This is a genomic window from Pseudomonas sp. GW460-12-10-14-TSB1 (assembly GCF_017349775.1).
GTDB lineage: Bacteria > Pseudomonadota > Gammaproteobacteria > Pseudomonadales > Pseudomonadaceae > Aquipseudomonas > Aquipseudomonas piscium.
In genome coordinates, this window is record NZ_JACNAC010000009.1 from 136,944 (window position 1) to 151,991 (window position 15,048).

Consider the following 15,048-nt stretch of genomic DNA (forward strand, 5'->3'; position numbering starts at 1 on the left):
ATGAACCAAGATCCGATCGTTATCGTCAGCGCCGTCCGCACCCCCATGGGCGGTTTCCAGGGCGAGCTGAAAAGCCTGACCGCGCCCCAACTGGGCGCCGCGGCGATCCGCGCCGCCGTCGAGCGCGCCGGGGTGGCCAGCGACAGTGTCGATGAAGTGCTGTTCGGCTGCGTGCTGCCGGCCGGTCTCGGCCAGGCGCCGGCCCGCCAGGCGGCGCTGGGTGCCGGCCTGGACAAGGCCACCCGCTGCACCACCCTGAACAAGATGTGCGGCTCCGGCATGGCCGCGACCATCGCTGCCCACGACATGCTGCTGGCCGGCAGCGCCGAGGTGGTGATCGCCGGCGGCATGGAAAGCATGTCCAACGCGCCTTACCTGCTGGACCGCGCGCGCAGCGGCTACCGCATGGGCCACGGCCGGGTGCTCGACCACATGTTCCTCGACGGTCTCGAAGACGCCTACGACAAGGGCCGGCTGATGGGCACCTTCGCCGAAGACTGTGCCGAAGCCAACGGCTTCAGCCGCGAAGCCCAGGACAACTTCGCCGTGGCCTCGCTGACCCGTGCCCAGCAGGCGATCAAGGACGGCAGCTTCAAGGAGGAAATCGTGCCGCTGCAGGTCACCGTCGGCAGGGAACAGCAGACCATCAGCGACGACGAACAGCCGCCCAAGGCCAAGCTGGACAAGATCGCCGCGCTGAAACCGGCGTTCCGCGACGGCGGCACCGTCACCGCGGCCAACTCCAGCTCGATCTCCGACGGCGCCGCGGCCCTGGTGCTGATGCGCCGTTCCGAAGCCGAGAAGCGTGGGCTCAAGCCCCTGGCGGTGATCCACGGCCACGCGGCATTTGCCGATACCCCGGGGCTGTTCCCGGTGGCGCCGGTCGGGGCGATCAAGACACTGCTGAAGAAGACCGGCTGGTCGCTGGAGCAGGTCGAGCTGTTCGAAATCAACGAAGCCTTTGCCGTGGTCAGCCTGGTCACCATGCAGAAGCTGGAAATCCCTCACGACAAGGTCAACGTCCACGGCGGTGCCTGCGCCCTGGGCCACCCGATCGGCGCGTCCGGCGCGCGGATCCTGGTGACCCTGCTCTCGGCCCTGCGCCAGAAAGGCCTGAAGCGCGGCGTCGCGGCCATCTGCATCGGCGGCGGCGAAGCCACGGCCATGGCCGTCGAATGCCTGTATTAAGGAATCACCATGCTGCCTAATGACGAACAACAGCAGATCAGCGACGCGGCCCGGCAGTTCGCCCAGGAACGCCTGAAGCCGTTCGCCGCCGAATGGGACCGCGAGCACCGCTTCCCCCGCGAGGCCATCGGCGAGATGGCCGGGCTGGGCTTCTTCGGCATGCTGGTGCCGGAGCAGTGGGGCGGTTGCGACACCGGTTACCTGGCCTATGCCATGGCCCTGGAAGAGATCGCCGCCGGCGACGGCGCCTGCTCGACCATCATGAGCGTGCACAATTCGGTGGGTTGCGTGCCGATCCTCAAGTTCGGCAACGACGAGCAGAAGGAGCGTTTCCTCAAGCCCCTGGCCAGCGGCGCCATGCTCGGCGCCTTCGCCCTGACCGAACCCCAGGCCGGCTCCGACGCCAGCAGCCTGAAAACCCGGGCGCGGCTGGAGGGCGAGCATTACGTGCTCAACGGCTGCAAGCAGTTCATTACCTCCGGGCAGAACGCCGGGGTGGTGATAGTGTTCGCGGTGACCGACCCGGCGGCCGGCAAGCGCGGCATCAGCGCCTTTATCGTGCCCACCGACTCGCCGGGCTACAGCGTCGCGCGAGTGGAAGACAAGCTCGGCCAGCACGCCTCCGACACCTGCCAGATCCTTTTCGAGGATGTGAAGGTGCCGGTGGCCAACCGCCTGGGCGAGGAGGGCGAGGGCTACAAGATCGCCCTGGCCAACCTCGAAGGCGGTCGCGTGGGCATCGCCTCGCAATCGGTGGGCATGGCCCGCGCGGCCTTCGAAGCCGCCCGGGACTACGCCCGCGAGCGGCAGAGCTTCGGCAAGCCGATCATCGAGCATCAGGCGGTGGCTTTCCGCCTGGCGGACATGGCCACCCAGATTGCCGTGGCGCGGCAGATGGTGCACTACGCCGCGGCCCTGCGCGACAGCGGCAAGCCGGCGCTGGTGGAGGCGTCGATGGCCAAGCTGTTCGCTTCGGAAATGGCCGAGAAGGTCTGTTCTGCCGCCTTGCAAACCCTGGGCGGCTATGGCTACTTGAACGACTTTCCGCTGGAGCGCATCTACCGCGACGTGCGGGTCTGCCAGATCTACGAAGGCACCAGCGACATTCAGCGCATGGTCATTTCGCGCAACCTCTGACTTTTAGCAGGAGCTGATCCATGAGTTACGAAACCATTCTGTTGGAGATCAAGGACCGCGTCGGCCTGATCACCCTCAACCGTCCGCAGGCGCTGAACGCTCTCAATGCGCAGATCGTCAGCGAAGTGAACCAGGCCCTGGACAGCCTGGAAGCCAATCCGCAAATCGGCTGCATCGTCCTCACCGGCTCGAAGAAGGCCTTCGCCGCCGGCGCCGACATCAAGGAAATGGCCGAGCTGACCTACCCGCAGATCTACATGGACGACCTGTTCAGCGACAGCGACCGGGTGGCCAACCGGCGCAAGCCGATCATCGCCGCGGTCAACGGTTTTGCCCTGGGTGGCGGTTGTGAACTGGCGTTGATGTGCGACTTCATCCTGGCCGGCGACAACGCCAAGTTCGGCCAGCCGGAAATCAACCTTGGCGTGCTGCCGGGCATGGGCGGCACCCAGCGCCTGACCCGCGCCGTGGGCAAGGCCAAGGCCATGGAAATGTGCCTGACCGGGCGTTTCATCGATGCGGTGGAAGCCGAGCGTTGCGGCATCGTCGCGCGCATCGTGCCGGCCGATGAGCTGCTGGACGAAGCGCTGAAAGTCGCGGCGCTGATCGCCGCCAAGTCGGTGCCCGTGAGCATGATGATCAAGGAAAGCGTGAACCGCGCCTTCGAAGTCAGCCTCTCGGAAGGCGTGCGTTTCGAGCGCCGGGTGTTCCACGCGGCCTTCGCCACCGAGGATCAGAAGGAAGGCATGGCGGCGTTTATCGCCAAGCGCGAGGCGCAGTTCAAGGACCGCTGAAGCGGGTCTTTGCTACAAACGAAAATCGCAGCCTTGGCTGCGATTTTTTGTGCCTGTTAGAACGCTATCGCGGGCAAGCCTCGCTCCTACAGGTTTCACTGTCCGTAGGAGCGAGGCTTGCCCGCGATGCTTTTGGGGTCACAACAGATAGTTCTTCAACTCCCGGGCAATCAGCATGCGCTGAATCTCGCTGGAGCCCTCGTAGATCTGGGTGATCCGTGCGTCCCGGTAGTAACGCTCCACCGGATAGTCCTCGAGGTAACCGTAGCCGCCGTGGATCTGGATCGCCGAGGAACAGACCTTTTCGGCGATTTCCGAGGCGAACAGCTTGGCCTGGGAGGCTTCCGACAGGCACGGCTGGCCGGCGCTGCGCAGGCGCGCGGCATGCAGGATCAGCAGGCGCGCGGCGTTGAGGCGGGTGTGCATGTCGGCCAGCAGGTTGGCGATGCTCTGGTGCTCGATGATCGGCTTGTCGAACTGCACCCGCTCACGGGCGTAGGCCAGCGCCGCCTCGAACGCCGCACGGGCGATGCCCAAGGCCTGGGCGGCGATACCGATACGCCCGCCTTCGAGGTTGGACAGGGCGATCGCCAGGCCCTTGCCGCGCTCGCCCAGCAGGTTGGCCTCGGGGATGCTGCACTGGTTGAAGGTCACCGCGCAGGTGTCCGAGGCGCGGATGCCCATCTTGTGTTCGCTGCGGTCGACGACGAATCCCGGGGTGTCGGTGGGCACCAGGAACGCCGACAGGCCTTTCTTGCCCAGCTCCGGATCGGTCACCGCGAAGACGATGGCCAGCTTGGCGCGCCGGCCGTTGCTGACGAACTGCTTGGCGCCGTTGATCACCCACTGGCCGTCCTTGAGTTCGGCGCGGGTGCGCAGGTTGTGGGCTTCGGAACCGGCCTGGGGTTCGGTCAGGCAGAAGCAGCCGATCGCCTGGCCGCTGGCCAGGTCCGCCAGCCAGGTCTGTTTCTGTTCCTCGCTGCCGTAGTTGAGGATCGGCCCGCAGCCCACGGAGTTGTGGATGCTCATCAGCGCGCCGGTGGCGCCGTCGCCGGCGGAGATTTCTTCCACCGCCAGGGCATAGGCCACGTAGTCGACATAGGTGCCGCCCCATTCCTCGGGCACCACCATGCCCAACAGGCCCAACTCGCCCATCTTCGCCACCAGGGCGTCGTCGATCCAGCCGGCCTTTTCCCAGGCCTGGGCGTGGGGGGCGATTTCACCGCGGGCGAAGTCCCGGGCCATGTCGCGGATCATCACCTGCTCTTCGCTCAATTCAATGTCGTGCATGGCTCAGCTCCGGCTCGGGTCGAAAGCGCCGAAGAAACTCGCCACGTGCGCGGCGTCCAGCGCCTGCAGGGTCGGCGGGTTCCAGCGTGGGTTCTTGTCTTTGTCAATCAGCAGGGCGCGCACGCCCTCGATCAGGTCGCCGCGCTCGAACCACTGGCGGTCCAGGTGCAGCTCCAGGGCGAAACACTGTTCCAGGCTCAGCTGGCGGCCGCGCCGGAGCATTTCCAGGGTCACGGCCATGGCCAGGGGCGAGCGGGTCGACAACAGGTCGGCAGTGCTGGTGGCCCATTCATGAGTATCGCCCAGGGTCACTTCGCGCAGCTGTTGCACGATGCTCGGTACGTCGGCCTGGGCGAAGAAATGGTCGATGGCCGGGCGCAGCGCCGCCAGTGGCGCGTCCGGCAACTGCTGCACGGCGAGTTTGGCCAGCAGGCCCTGCAGGTCCTTGAGCGGGGTGTCGCGCCATTGCAGGCTGTCGAGGCGCTGGTCCAGCAGGCTCAGCTTGTCGCTCTCCAGGTACCAGTCCGCCAGCCCGCAGTACAGGGCGTCGGCGGCGCGGATCTGCACGCCGCTGACTCCCAGGTAGATGCCCAGCTCGCCGGGGATGCGCGACAGGAAGTAGCTGCCGCCGACATCCGGGAAATAACCGATGGCCACTTCCGGCATCGCCAGGCGGCTGCGCTCGGTGACCAGCCGCAGGTCGGCGCCCTGGACCAGGCCCATGCCGCCGCCGAGGACAAAACCGTCCATCAGCGCCAGCACCGGCTTGCGGTAATGGTGGATCGCCAGGTCCAGCGCGTATTCCTCGACGAAGAACTCCTCGTGCAGGGTCTGGCCGTTCTTGTAGCTGTCGTAGAGGGTGCGGATATCGCCACCGGCGCAGAAGGCTTTTTCGCCGGCGCCGCGCAGGACCACCGCGTGCACCTGCGGGTCCTGGGCCCAGGCATCGAGCTGTAGTTGCAGGGTGCGCACCATGCCGAGGGTGATGGCATTGAGGCCGGAGGGGCGGTTGAGGGTCAGGTGACCAATGTGGTTGCGGACTTCGGCCAGCACGTCCTGTTGCGAGGTCTCGACCGACGTGGCGCCGGCGTCTCGCGTGGCCTGGGATGGAACCTGAGCAGTCATCACTAACTCCCTGCTTTTATTGTTCTTTATAGGTGTGTTCGCGCGCGAACGATGAGGGATCGTAACAGTGCAAATTTGCCATGTACAACCGGGATAACTGCAGGTTGGCTGTGCATTTTTGCATGAGGCGCAGCGCTCGTGAAGGCGCCGCCCAAGGCCTGTTTTCAACGCCCCGAGCACTTGAACAGCACGCTCTGGCTGAGCCGCAGTCGCTCCTCGCAGCCCAGGGGTTGCAACTGCGCGCGGTCCTGGTCCAGGTCTTTGGCCCGGCGCGCCAGGTAGAAGGCGCCGCTGTCGGGCAGCTCGGCGAGGCTCTTGATCCGCCGCGCCTGGCCCGCGCTGTAGAACTCCCCGGAGTAGGAGCGCCGCCCCCAGTAGTACAGCGGCGCGGCCTCTGTCGCCTGCAGGTCGCTCCAGGCCCTGGCCAGGTCTTGCTGGTTCTGTGGGCGCTGGAAGGTTCCGCCCTCGACCACCGCCACCGTCAATCCCAGGGGCAATGCCAGCGCCAGGCCGGCCACCAGCTTGCCCGGGGCGTTCAAGCGCGTGCGCAGGGCCAGCGCCAGCAGCAGGCACCAGGCGGGCAGGGCGGGCAACACATAGGTCCAGAGGATATTGCCGGAGAAGGTAAAGAACAGCGGAGTGGTGAGCGCCCACAAGCTGATAAAGCTCAGGCTGCGGTTCGTGTTCGCATGCTGCCGATAGACCCCGTAGAGCAGGGGCAGCAACAGGCTCCAGGGGAACAGCGCCAGCAGCAGGTCGAGCCAGATGCTGCCGGTCGGTCGCGCATGGGCGCTGCCATACAGATCGCCGGCCCAGTCGCTGATCACATAACGTTTCCAGTGTTCGCCCACCAGGAAGTAATCGAGAAACCCGGGGCTGCGCAGTTCGGCCCAGATATACCAGGGCAGCGCCACCAGAAGCATCAGCGACAGGCCGCTGAACCAGGGCAGGGCGCGGAGGGCACGCCATTGTTTGTTCAGCAAGGTCCAGAACCCCGCCTGGGCGCCCACCAAGACCAGCGCCAGCGGTCCCTTGGCCAGCAACCCCAGGCCCAGGCCGAAGAAGCCGGCCAGGGCCCAGGCCCGATCGCCGTGCAGGGTGCCGCGCCAGAAGCCATAACAGGCCAGCAGCACGGCGAAACCCAGGGCCGGATCGGTCAGCACCACGCCCGCCGATACCAGGCCCAGGCTGGAGCTGGAAAACAGGATGGCCGCCACCAGCCCGGTGCGTTCGTCGTATTCCTCGCGGGCAAAACGGATCAGGATCAGGCAACTGCCGACGTGCAACAGCCAGGCGGGCAGGCGCGCGGCGAACTCGTTGATGCCCAGCAGTTGCATGCTCAAGGCCTGGGTCCAGAAGGCCAGCGGCGGCTTGCCCCAGAAGGGCACGCCATAGTCGAACATCGGGGTGACCCAGTCGTCGAGTTCGAGCATCTTGCGCGCCATTTCGGCGTAGCGCGCTTCCGAGGTGTCCATCAGGGGGTAAAGGCCGAGGGTCATCAGGCGCAGGCCCAGGATGCCGAGCAGCAGCCACCACAGGTGGCGGGTTGAAAGGCTGTTCATCGGATCTCGTCTTGTTCGCTGGATGGCACGGCAGGCGGCGCTTGCAGGCGCCGGGGAAAGCCGCCGAAGGTGCTGCGCAGGAAATACAGCGGGCGGCGCTTGACCTCGACCAGCGTGGCGCCGATGTACTCGCCGACCATGGCGATGCCCACCAGGGCCAGGGCCAGTGCGCCGAGGATCAGGTGATGCACGTCGAAGGCATCGATCAACCACTGGCGCAGCAGGTAGCCGCCGGTCAGCAGCAGGATCGCCAGGCTGAGCAGGCTGAACCAGCGCAGGGGTTTGCGGGAGAAGGCCAGTACGCCCTCCATGGCCAGGTCCACCAGCGCCATGGGGCTCCACTTCGACTTGCCGGCACCCCGGCGCGCCCGCTGGTAGGGAATCTCCACGGTCTTGAAACCCAGCCAGTTGACCAGGCCTTTCATCAGGGTGGCCCGCTCGGGCATGTTGCGCAGCGCATGCAGGGGCGCGGCGCCGATCAGGCGAAAGTCGCTGACGTCCGGCGGCACCGGGTACTTGTCCACCAGCAGGTTCATCAGCTTGTAGTAGAGCTGCGCGCCCAGGCGCTTGCCCGCGGTGTCACTGCGCCGGTCGCTGCGCTGCATATTGACGATGTCGTTGCCGGCCAGCCATTGGCGGACCATCAGCGGGATAAGTTCGGGCGGGTCCTGCAAGTCGGCATCGATAAACAGCAGCGCATCGCCGGTGGCATGGTCCAGCCCGGCGGACATCGCCGATTCCTTGCCGAAGTTGCGACTCAAGTTGAGGCAGCGTACTTGGGGCGTTTGGCAGAATTCTTTCAACAACTCGGAACTGCCATCCTGGCTGCCGTCGTTCACATAGAGAACTTCGTAGACCAGTGAAAGTGTCTCCATCACCAACATCAAGCGGCGATGGAACTCGGGCAGTACATGGGCTTCGTTATAGCAGCAGATAATGACGCTGAGCATTTCGCGGGTGTCTGGTCGAGCACAACTAGGCAACTTCATTTTTAAAAGTCCAGGTTCGATTTATCCAGTAACTGACCAGGGTCAGGCAGAGGGTGCTGAGCACTTGCATCAGCAAGGGCAAGTCAGGTTCGAGGCGCAGCAGAAACAGCATCAGCAGGGCATTGCCGAGGTTGTAGCCGGCGGCCGTCAGGCAGAAGCGCAGGGCCTGATCGGCCCTGGCCTCGGGGGTCGCCCGGGAAAAAGTCCAGCGCCGGTTGCCCTGATAGCTGACCCAGGTGCCCAGGCCGGCGCCGAGCAGGCTTGCCAGCAGCGCCGGCATGCAAGCGATCAGGGCGAGGAACAGCGCGTAGTGACTCAAGGTGGCGAGAACGCCCACCAGGGCATAGCGGGAAAGTTGCTTCAGATAATGATTAACGGACGTTTTTAATGAACGCGACATCGACAATTCCCAGAGTGGCGAGCGCGTTAATTCTTGGAGGAGTTGTGTCGATGTTAAGTGGGTGTTTTGTGAAAATATTGTTTGTCCGGTCGGGGAAGATATTTCACGAAGTAACCTGACAAATAAGTCATTATTTGTTCGATGCCAGTAAAGTCGCGGTGTTGCCGGAACTGACAATAAGCAAACTTACCGGAACATATCCTGGTTGTTATTCAGCCGTCAGCTTGTAAGGCTCAGCCGCTGGGCAAGAGTTGAAAGCCTGGCCCGATGGCCGGGGGTCGTTACAATGGCGCTCGACTTTCGTGACCCAGAGGCAACATGGACATCGACCTGGCCCGCACCTTTTTGCAAATCGTCCGCAGCGGCAGCCTGATCGCCGCGGCCGAGCGCCTGCATCTGACCCAGACCGCAATCAGTGCCCGGGTGCAGAACCTCGAAGGCCAGCTCAACTGCAAGCTGTTCGTGCGCAACCGCGCCGGGGCGCGGCTGACCGCCGATGGCGAGGCGTTCATCGTCTACGCCAACCAGCTGGTGCAGACCTGGGAGGCCGCCCAGCGCGACCTGCCGCTGCTGGCCGGTTATCGCAACGTGCTGCATATCGGTGGTGAAGTCAGCCTGTGCAATCCGCTGATGCTCAACTGGGTAAGGCGCTTGCGCCAGGCGATTCCCAGCCACGCCGTGCGCAGCCAGATCGCCGAGGGCGCGAGCCTGCAACGCCAGCTGGAATTGGGTGTGCTGGACGCCGCGCTGGTGTTCCAGCCGGTGTACGGACCGGGGTTGCAGGTCGAGCAGTTGCTGGAGGAAAAGCTGATCCTGGTGCGCCTGGCCGGCCGGCCCGAGCCTTATGTGTACATCGATTGGGGCGAGGATTTCCGCCGCCAGCACGACGCGGCGCTGCCGGACCAGGCCAAGGCCGCGGTGGGTTTCAACCTCGGGCCGCTGGCCTTGCAGTTCATTCTCGAAGGCGGCGGCAGTGGCTACTTCCGCACCCGGGTGGTGCAAAGCTACCTGGACAGTGGCGTGCTGGAACGGGTGGAAAAGGCCCCGGAATTCAACTTCCCGACCTACCTGCTGTACGCCCGTGAACGGGATTCGGCGGAGTTGCAGCAAGCTTTCGAGGTGCTGCGCGAAGTCATCGCCAGCGACACCGACTGGTCCCAGCGCTGGGATCCAATGATCTGAGTGGGGCAACCTTGAAAAACGCGGCGTCTGGTTTTACGACCGCTTCGCGATCGATCGCAGCCTGCGGCAGCGGCTACAGGGATCGCGGAGTCGCCGTAGCCGCTGTCGAGCCTGCGAGGCTGCGATCGGCAACGCAGTTGCCGTGAAGCCTGAGTCCGCGATCTGTCTGGATAACCCGGATCACACTCGCGACTCCAGCACCTCACCAATGCTGCGCCGGCGCGCGTGGGCTTCGCTCGCATGGATCAGTTGCTCCAGGTCTTGCGGCGTGACGTCGAAGAACTCCTGCATTTCATCCAGTGCCAGCTTGAGGTCGGCGGCGGTGATGGCCAGGGCATCGGTGGATGGGTGATCGGCGGGCAGCTTGGTGGCGGGTTCACTCTGGCCCTTGGGGTAACGGATGCGGGTCAGGTTGTTGTAGGCCAGGGCGCTGAGTAACAGGCACAGGGCCGCCAGCATCACCGGGCCGAGGGCCAGCCAGTCGAGGGCGATGGTGGCCGGGTCGGCCAGCACCATCGTCAGGGCCACGGCGCCGGCCGGCGGATGCAGGCAGCGCAGCCAGCACATCAGTACCAGGGACATGCCGGCGGCCAGGCAGGCGCTGCCCAGGGTGCGTCCGAGCACATGGGCCACCAGCAACGCCAGGACCGCGGCGCACAGGTAACCGCCGAGGATCGACCAGGGTTGCGCCAGCGCCCCGGACGACACCGCGAACAGCAGCACCGCCGAAGCCCCCAGCGGGCCGATCAGGTGCAGCGCCACCTCCATGCCGAACACCCGGCTGCACAACCAGACACTGAACAGCGTGCCCAAGGCCATGCCGATCGCGGCGCGGCTCCATTCCGAAGGGCGGGTATTGATGGCGGCGGGTTTCCAGCGAGCAAGCATGACGAAGCGATCCAATTCCGGTTCAGCGGGCAAAAAGAAGGGCTTGTCTGGATCACCAGAAAGCCCTGAAACGTTCCAACATTTGGGGGGAGGAACCGGCACAGTGTGCCGATCAATCGAAGTGTCTACAAATTCATAATAATGCTGTTTAAGTGCACTATTTTTGCACTGTCGCGGCCTGCGCCACCCGCCGCCCGCTCATGAAACACAGCAGCCCGCCCAGGGCGGCCAAGGCGTTCAGGGCATAGAACATGGTCGGCGCCGGGGTATGCACCAGCAGGTAGCCGCAGATCACCGGGCTCAAGGCGCCACCCAGGGCCGCGAGGTTCTGCGCGCCGTAATAGCTGCCGCGCAGTGCCTCGGGGGCCAGGGTGTCGATGAACAGGAATTCTGCCGGGTAGATGATCATCTCGCCGAGGGTGAAGACGAACATCGCCAGGCACCAGCCCAGCAGGCTGTCGGCCAGACTGAAGCCGATCAGGCCGAGGATGAACAGGCTGGTGCCGACGGCGATCCAGTAACGCAGCTGTTCGCGCTTGAGGAAACGGCCGATCTGGTACTGCAGCAGAATCACGCTGATGGCGTTGCAGGCCAGCAGGGCGGCCATGGTGTCGAGGGCGCTTTGCGCGTCTTCGGTGACCAACAGGTACTGCGACAGGTACAGGGTGAAACGCCCGTGGACGATGGTGCTGAGCAGGCAGCCGCAGGTGAACATGATCAGCGTGCGGTCGTTTTTCAGGGTCACCAGGGTGTCGAGGAAACTCTGCGGCTTGCTCAGAGAAGGCAGCCCCGGGGTCGCTGGAATGCCGCGCATCAGCAGGGTGCTGAGAAGGGCGATGGCGCCGGCGATCAGGAACGGCGCCAACGGCAAGTGCCCGGCGATCACCACGCCGAGCATGGGGCCGGTGGCGTAGCCGATATTGGTCAGGGTGTAGCGCAGGGAGAACACCCTGGCGCGCTGACTCACCGGCAGGTTTTCACTGATGATCGCCTTGGAGCCGATCAGGAACAGCGCCGAGGCGGTTTCGGTGATCACCAGGATCGCGGTGGTCAGGTAGAGGTTGTGGGCGAAGGTCAGCAGCACAAAACCGATGCCGCTGGAGAGCATGGTCAGGATCAGCAGCCGGCGCTTGTCCAGGCGATCGAGAATGTAGCCGCCATACAGCGCGAGCAGGGTGGCGATGAACACCGCGATCCCCAGCAGCAGGCCGACGTCCTGCTGATCGAGGCTGAGTTTTTCGCTGAGGAACAGGGTGAGCAGGGGACTGGTGATGGCGCGACTGACGACAATGGTCAGCGAGCAGATCATCAGGCGGCGGATAACCAGCGAATAAGTGGCCACGGTGGTGCACGAGTCCTTGTTGTCTGAGTGGGCTATGGGAGGCCTATGGTTGGAGCCAGCGGTCCAGCACGGCGACGGATTCCATATCCGCCAGCCGCCACAACTGTTGCAGCAATTCGCCGGCCCGTTCGGCTGGCAGCACCCGGGTCGCCAGGCTGAGAAACTTTTCTTGCAACGCCTGATCGCCGAGCGGGTTGCCCGGCGCGCCCAACGGCACCTCGACGCACAGGCTGGCCAGGCGCCCGTCACGGGTACGCAGGGTCACCACGGGCTCACCATCCTCTGACAGTTGCGGGTCCACTTCAAGGCGGATCCGTGCCATGGCGCTGGCGATCCGCGGTGTTTCGCGGCACTGGCGATCATAGGCATCCAGCCCGGCATGGCCATGCACCAGGCGCGCCGCCAGGGCGTAGGGCAGGCTCATCTGCGCGGCGGCCAGGGAGTCGATGTCGCGACTGCCGCACATGCCGTCGAGGAAGGCGCAGAGGGACACCTGAATGTCTTCCACCTGATCCGCCGTCACCTGCAGTTGTTCGAGCAACAGGCCCAGGGCATCGATGGCCGAGTGGGTGCCCCGGCAGGAGGCATAAGGCTTGATCGAGCAGCGTGCGAGCTTCCACACCAGGCCCAGGTTTTCGTCCAGGGCCTGGGGGATCGCATCGCTGCCGGCCAGGGTCTTGAGGAAGCCGCCCCAGACCTCCTCGAACAGCTGGCCCGGCCCGGTCACGCCTTGCCGGGCAAGACGGGCGGCCAGCAGACCGCCTTCGGCCGCCCGGCCGCTGTGCAGTTTCTTGCTGTGCGAGCCGTCATGAATAAAGGCCCAGAGCCCGCCGCTGAAACTGCCGGCCAGGCCCAGGGCCGAGCGCATCTGCCGGGCATCGAGGCCGAGCACCCGGCCGCAAGCGGCGGCCGCGCCGAACACCCCGCAGGTGGCGGTGGAATGCCAGCCGGCGCCGTTGTGGGCGGAATAACCGCCACAGGCTTCCAGCACCCGGCGCCCGACTTCGTAACCCATGACCACCGCGGTGATCAGTTCGCGGCCGCTGAGTGCGGTGTCCCGCAGGCCGACGGCGGCCATCACCGCCGGCAGCACCACCGCCCCGGAATGGTCGCAGCCGCCGGTGTCGTCCAGCTCCAGGGCATGGGTGGCGATGCCGTTGAGCAAGGCCGCCTGGGTGGCGCTGGCGCTCAGGTCGGTGCCCCATACCCGGCTGTGGCCGACTTCGTCGCCGAGGGCCTGTCGCGCAGCTATGGCGACTTCGCTGTGCGCCCCGGCCAGCGCGGCGCCAAAGGTGTCGAGGATATGCCGGGTGGCCCGGGCCACGAGGGCCGGGGGCAGGTCTTCGAAACGGGTGTCGACGCAGAATTGCGCCAGGCGTTGCAAACGATCGGTCATGGCAGGTAGGCCCGATAGTGACGTTCATAAATCGCCGCGGGGTGATCCTCCGCCAGCGGTTGCGCGCGTTCCGTCCACCACTGGGCGATCTCGCCGGCGCGGGCGACCCATGCATCCTCATGCTGCTGGATGCCTTGCAACAGCTCGCGCAGCAAACCGATGCGCCCTGGGGTGGCGATGATCTCCGGGTGCAGGCGCAGCACGTAGAGCAGGCCGAAGCGGTGGAAGCCGGCGAAGTCCAGTTGCAGGTTGCCCAGGGTGTGGCTGTAGGAGGCGATCCGCGATTGCCCCGGCGGGACCGCCGGGCTGAGGTTGAAGGCGAAGTAGGGTTCGTCTTCCAGCTCGTAGTGCAGGGGCAGCTCTATCACTTGCGGCCGGGTCGGGTGGGGGAAGGGCAGGTCATCGCCGCGCCAGGACGACGACCAGCGAATGCCTTGCCCATGCAGCGCCTCGACAAACCCCGGGGCCCAGTTGCCAGCCGGAGTGCGAAAGCCCCTGGGGCGCTGCCCGGTGAGGTCGGCCAGGGCCTGGCAACCGCGTTGCAGTTCCAGCTGCTGTTCGGCCAGGCTCAAGCGGTCGTAGTTGGCGTGGCGATAACCGGCGCAGGCGATTTCATGCCCGGCGGCCTGGATCGCCCGCACATGCCCGGGGTTTTCCTCGGCCACTATCCCCGGAACGAACCAGGTGGCGGGCACCCGCAGTTCGTCGAGCAGCGCCAGCAGGCGTTCGACGCCACGCTGGCTGCCATAGCGCCAGACCGACAGGGTCTTGTCGCGCCCGGCCACTTCCGGGGCCTGGGTGAGGATGCCGTGGATGTCGTTGTAGTCGACGGTCACCGCCACGGCGCAGCGGTAGCCCTGGGGCCATACCTGGGGTTCAGCCATGGTGATGCTCCTTGAGCCACCAGCGGGCGACGTCGCGGCAGGTGGCGAACCACACGTCCTGGCGCTGGCGCATATGTTCGAACAGGCGCTCCAGCAGCAGGATGCGCCCGGGCTTGCCGGTGATCTTGGGGTGGAACAGGGTGGTCTGGCACAGGCCTTCATCCATGGCGCCGTCGTACTCGCGGCGCCAGTTGTCCAGGGTCAGCTCGTAGCTGGCGGTGCGGTCCAGGCCCGAGGGGAAATCGGGGGCGCGGGTGTAGGCGATGGAGGCGTAGTCGTCCATTTCCCAGCGTCCGGGGATCTCCACCAGCGGCGTGGCATGGCCCGGGACCCGGACCAGGTACGGGCGGTCGTCGCCGCGCATGCTGCTGGAGTAAGTGACGCCGGCTTCCACCAGCATGGCCGGGGTTTCGGCCCGCCAGTCGCCCGAGGGGGTACGGAAACCTTCGGCGCGGATATTCAGGTGCTTCCAGAACACCTCGCGGGATTTGGCCATGACCGCTTTCTGCTGCTCCAGCGGCAGGGCATAGAAGGACTCATGCTGGTAGCCGTGGTAGGCCACCTCGTGCCCGCGTTCGACGATCGCCTGGCATTGCCTGGGCCAGTTCTCCACCACCCAGGCCGGGACGAAGAAGGTGGTCGGGATCTGGAAGGCATCGAGCAGGTCGAGCAAGCGCGGCAGGGCCCGATAGGGACCGTAGCCGCCAAAGCCGAAGTATTCCGGCTTGTGCCAGATCGAGCCGTCGAGCATGGCGTCGCCGGTCGGGCCGTCGAGGTCGAAGGCCAGGGCCAGGCAGGCCTGATGCCCGTCCGGCCAGGTGGGTTGGGGTGAGGAGGACATCGATAGCGCTCCAGTCAATTGGGGCAGGCC

The 15,048-nt window shown here is 65.5% G+C and carries 14 protein-coding genes; 4 read left to right on the top strand and 10 right to left on the bottom strand.

From position 1 onward, the window contains the following. The 3 genes from J4D52_RS08825 to J4D52_RS08835 are packed head-to-tail and all read left to right on the top strand — an operon-like array spanning position 1 to position 3,119. Entirely contained in the window at positions 1-1,188 is a 1,188-nt protein-coding gene (locus tag J4D52_RS08825; protein ID WP_102677588.1) for an acetyl-CoA C-acyltransferase, read from the top strand. 9 nt (positions 1,189-1,197) lie between these two features. Beyond that, entirely contained in the window at positions 1,198-2,325 is a 1,128-nt protein-coding gene (locus J4D52_RS08830; protein ID WP_097303434.1) for an acyl-CoA dehydrogenase, read from the top strand. Positions 2,326-2,345: 20 nt separating this feature from the next. After that, entirely contained in the window at positions 2,346-3,119 is a 774-nt protein-coding gene (locus J4D52_RS08835) for an enoyl-CoA hydratase (protein ID WP_097303435.1), read from the top strand. A gap of 138 nt (positions 3,120-3,257) precedes the next feature. Here the strand turns inward: J4D52_RS08835 and J4D52_RS08840 are convergent, their stop codons facing one another. The 5 genes from J4D52_RS08840 to J4D52_RS08860 form a co-directional block, all read right to left on the bottom strand. Further along, positions 3,258-4,409, bottom strand: coding sequence for an acyl-CoA dehydrogenase family protein (locus tag J4D52_RS08840; protein ID WP_102677589.1), 1,152 nt, complete (start codon positions 4,407-4,409; stop codon positions 3,258-3,260). A gap of 3 nt (positions 4,410-4,412) precedes the next feature. Next, positions 4,413-5,534 (bottom strand): enoyl-CoA hydratase/isomerase family protein, encoded by a 1,122-nt coding sequence (locus J4D52_RS08845; RefSeq protein ID WP_102677590.1) that lies wholly within the window; start codon positions 5,532-5,534, stop codon positions 4,413-4,415. Positions 5,535-5,698: 164 nt separating this feature from the next. Then, positions 5,699-7,096, bottom strand: a complete 1,398-nt coding sequence (locus J4D52_RS08850; protein WP_102677591.1) for a glycosyltransferase family 39 protein — start codon at positions 7,094-7,096, stop codon at positions 5,699-5,701. Beyond that, complete coding sequence (locus J4D52_RS08855; protein WP_241190624.1) at positions 7,093-8,046, bottom strand: glycosyltransferase family 2 protein; 954 nt, start codon at positions 8,044-8,046, stop codon at positions 7,093-7,095. Before J4D52_RS08855 ends, J4D52_RS08850 begins: the two co-directional genes overlap by 4 nt. 25 nt (positions 8,047-8,071) lie before the next feature. Next, the gene (locus J4D52_RS08860) at positions 8,072-8,485 is read right to left on the bottom strand and encodes a GtrA family protein (protein WP_102677593.1); all 414 of its coding nucleotides are present in this window, start codon (positions 8,483-8,485) and stop codon (positions 8,072-8,074) included. 318 nt (positions 8,486-8,803) lie between these two features. Between J4D52_RS08860 and J4D52_RS08865 the strand changes: the two genes are divergently transcribed. Then, positions 8,804-9,667 (top strand): LysR family transcriptional regulator, encoded by an 864-nt coding sequence (locus J4D52_RS08865; RefSeq protein WP_025808969.1) that lies wholly within the window; start codon positions 8,804-8,806, stop codon positions 9,665-9,667. Positions 9,668-9,847: 180 nt separating this feature from the next. Here J4D52_RS08865 and J4D52_RS08870 read toward each other — a convergent pair whose 3' ends face one another. From J4D52_RS08870 to J4D52_RS08890, 5 genes are all read right to left on the bottom strand, one after another. Next, positions 9,848-10,555 carry an HPP family protein gene (locus J4D52_RS08870; RefSeq protein ID WP_102677594.1) on the bottom strand — a complete coding sequence of 236 codons (708 nt, stop codon included), beginning with the start codon at positions 10,553-10,555 and terminating at the stop codon, positions 9,848-9,850. A 157-nt stretch (positions 10,556-10,712) separates the two neighbouring features. Beyond that, on the bottom strand, positions 10,713-11,897 hold the full coding sequence (locus tag J4D52_RS08875) for an MFS transporter (protein ID WP_102677595.1): 1,185 nt from the start codon (positions 11,895-11,897) through the stop codon (positions 10,713-10,715). A 43-nt stretch (positions 11,898-11,940) separates the two neighbouring features. Further along, the gene (locus J4D52_RS08880) at positions 11,941-13,293 is read right to left on the bottom strand and encodes an MmgE/PrpD family protein (RefSeq protein ID WP_102677596.1); all 1,353 of its coding nucleotides are present in this window, start codon (positions 13,291-13,293) and stop codon (positions 11,941-11,943) included. After that, positions 13,290-14,177, bottom strand: coding sequence for a polysaccharide deacetylase (locus tag J4D52_RS08885; protein ID WP_102677597.1), 888 nt, complete (start codon positions 14,175-14,177; stop codon positions 13,290-13,292). Before J4D52_RS08885 ends, J4D52_RS08880 begins: the two co-directional genes overlap by 4 nt. Further along, positions 14,170-15,018 (bottom strand): polysaccharide deacetylase, encoded by an 849-nt coding sequence (locus J4D52_RS08890; RefSeq protein ID WP_102677598.1) that lies wholly within the window; start codon positions 15,016-15,018, stop codon positions 14,170-14,172. Before J4D52_RS08890 ends, J4D52_RS08885 begins: the two co-directional genes overlap by 8 nt. Positions 15,019-15,048: the final 30 nt, after the last annotated feature.

Bases quoted from the DNA above. Each gene is read 5' to 3' on its own strand.
- J4D52_RS08890 (WP_102677598.1), bottom strand. From the start codon at position 15,018: ATGTCCTCCTCACCCCAACCCACCTGGCCGGACGGGCATCAGGCCTGC.
- J4D52_RS08860 (WP_102677593.1), bottom strand. From the start codon at position 8,485: ATGTCGCGTTCATTAAAAACGTCCGTTAATCATTATCTGAAGCAACTT.
- J4D52_RS08870 (WP_102677594.1), bottom strand. From the start codon at position 10,555: ATGCTTGCTCGCTGGAAACCCGCCGCCATCAATACCCGCCCTTCGGAA.
- J4D52_RS08885 (WP_102677597.1), bottom strand. From the start codon at position 14,177: ATGGCTGAACCCCAGGTATGGCCCCAGGGCTACCGCTGCGCCGTGGCG.
- J4D52_RS08830 (WP_097303434.1), top strand. From the start codon at position 1,198: ATGCTGCCTAATGACGAACAACAGCAGATCAGCGACGCGGCCCGGCAG.
- J4D52_RS08880 (WP_102677596.1), bottom strand. From the start codon at position 13,293: ATGACCGATCGTTTGCAACGCCTGGCGCAATTCTGCGTCGACACCCGT.
- J4D52_RS08840 (WP_102677589.1), bottom strand. From the start codon at position 4,409: ATGCACGACATTGAATTGAGCGAAGAGCAGGTGATGATCCGCGACATG.
- J4D52_RS08835 (WP_097303435.1), top strand. From the start codon at position 2,346: ATGAGTTACGAAACCATTCTGTTGGAGATCAAGGACCGCGTCGGCCTG.
- J4D52_RS08825 (WP_102677588.1), top strand. From the start codon at position 1: ATGAACCAAGATCCGATCGTTATCGTCAGCGCCGTCCGCACCCCCATG.
- J4D52_RS08865 (WP_025808969.1), top strand. From the start codon at position 8,804: ATGGACATCGACCTGGCCCGCACCTTTTTGCAAATCGTCCGCAGCGGC.
- J4D52_RS08855 (WP_241190624.1), bottom strand. From the start codon at position 8,046: ATGCTCAGCGTCATTATCTGCTGCTATAACGAAGCCCATGTACTGCCC.
- J4D52_RS08845 (WP_102677590.1), bottom strand. From the start codon at position 5,534: ATGACTGCTCAGGTTCCATCCCAGGCCACGCGAGACGCCGGCGCCACG.
- J4D52_RS08850 (WP_102677591.1), bottom strand. From the start codon at position 7,096: ATGAACAGCCTTTCAACCCGCCACCTGTGGTGGCTGCTGCTCGGCATC.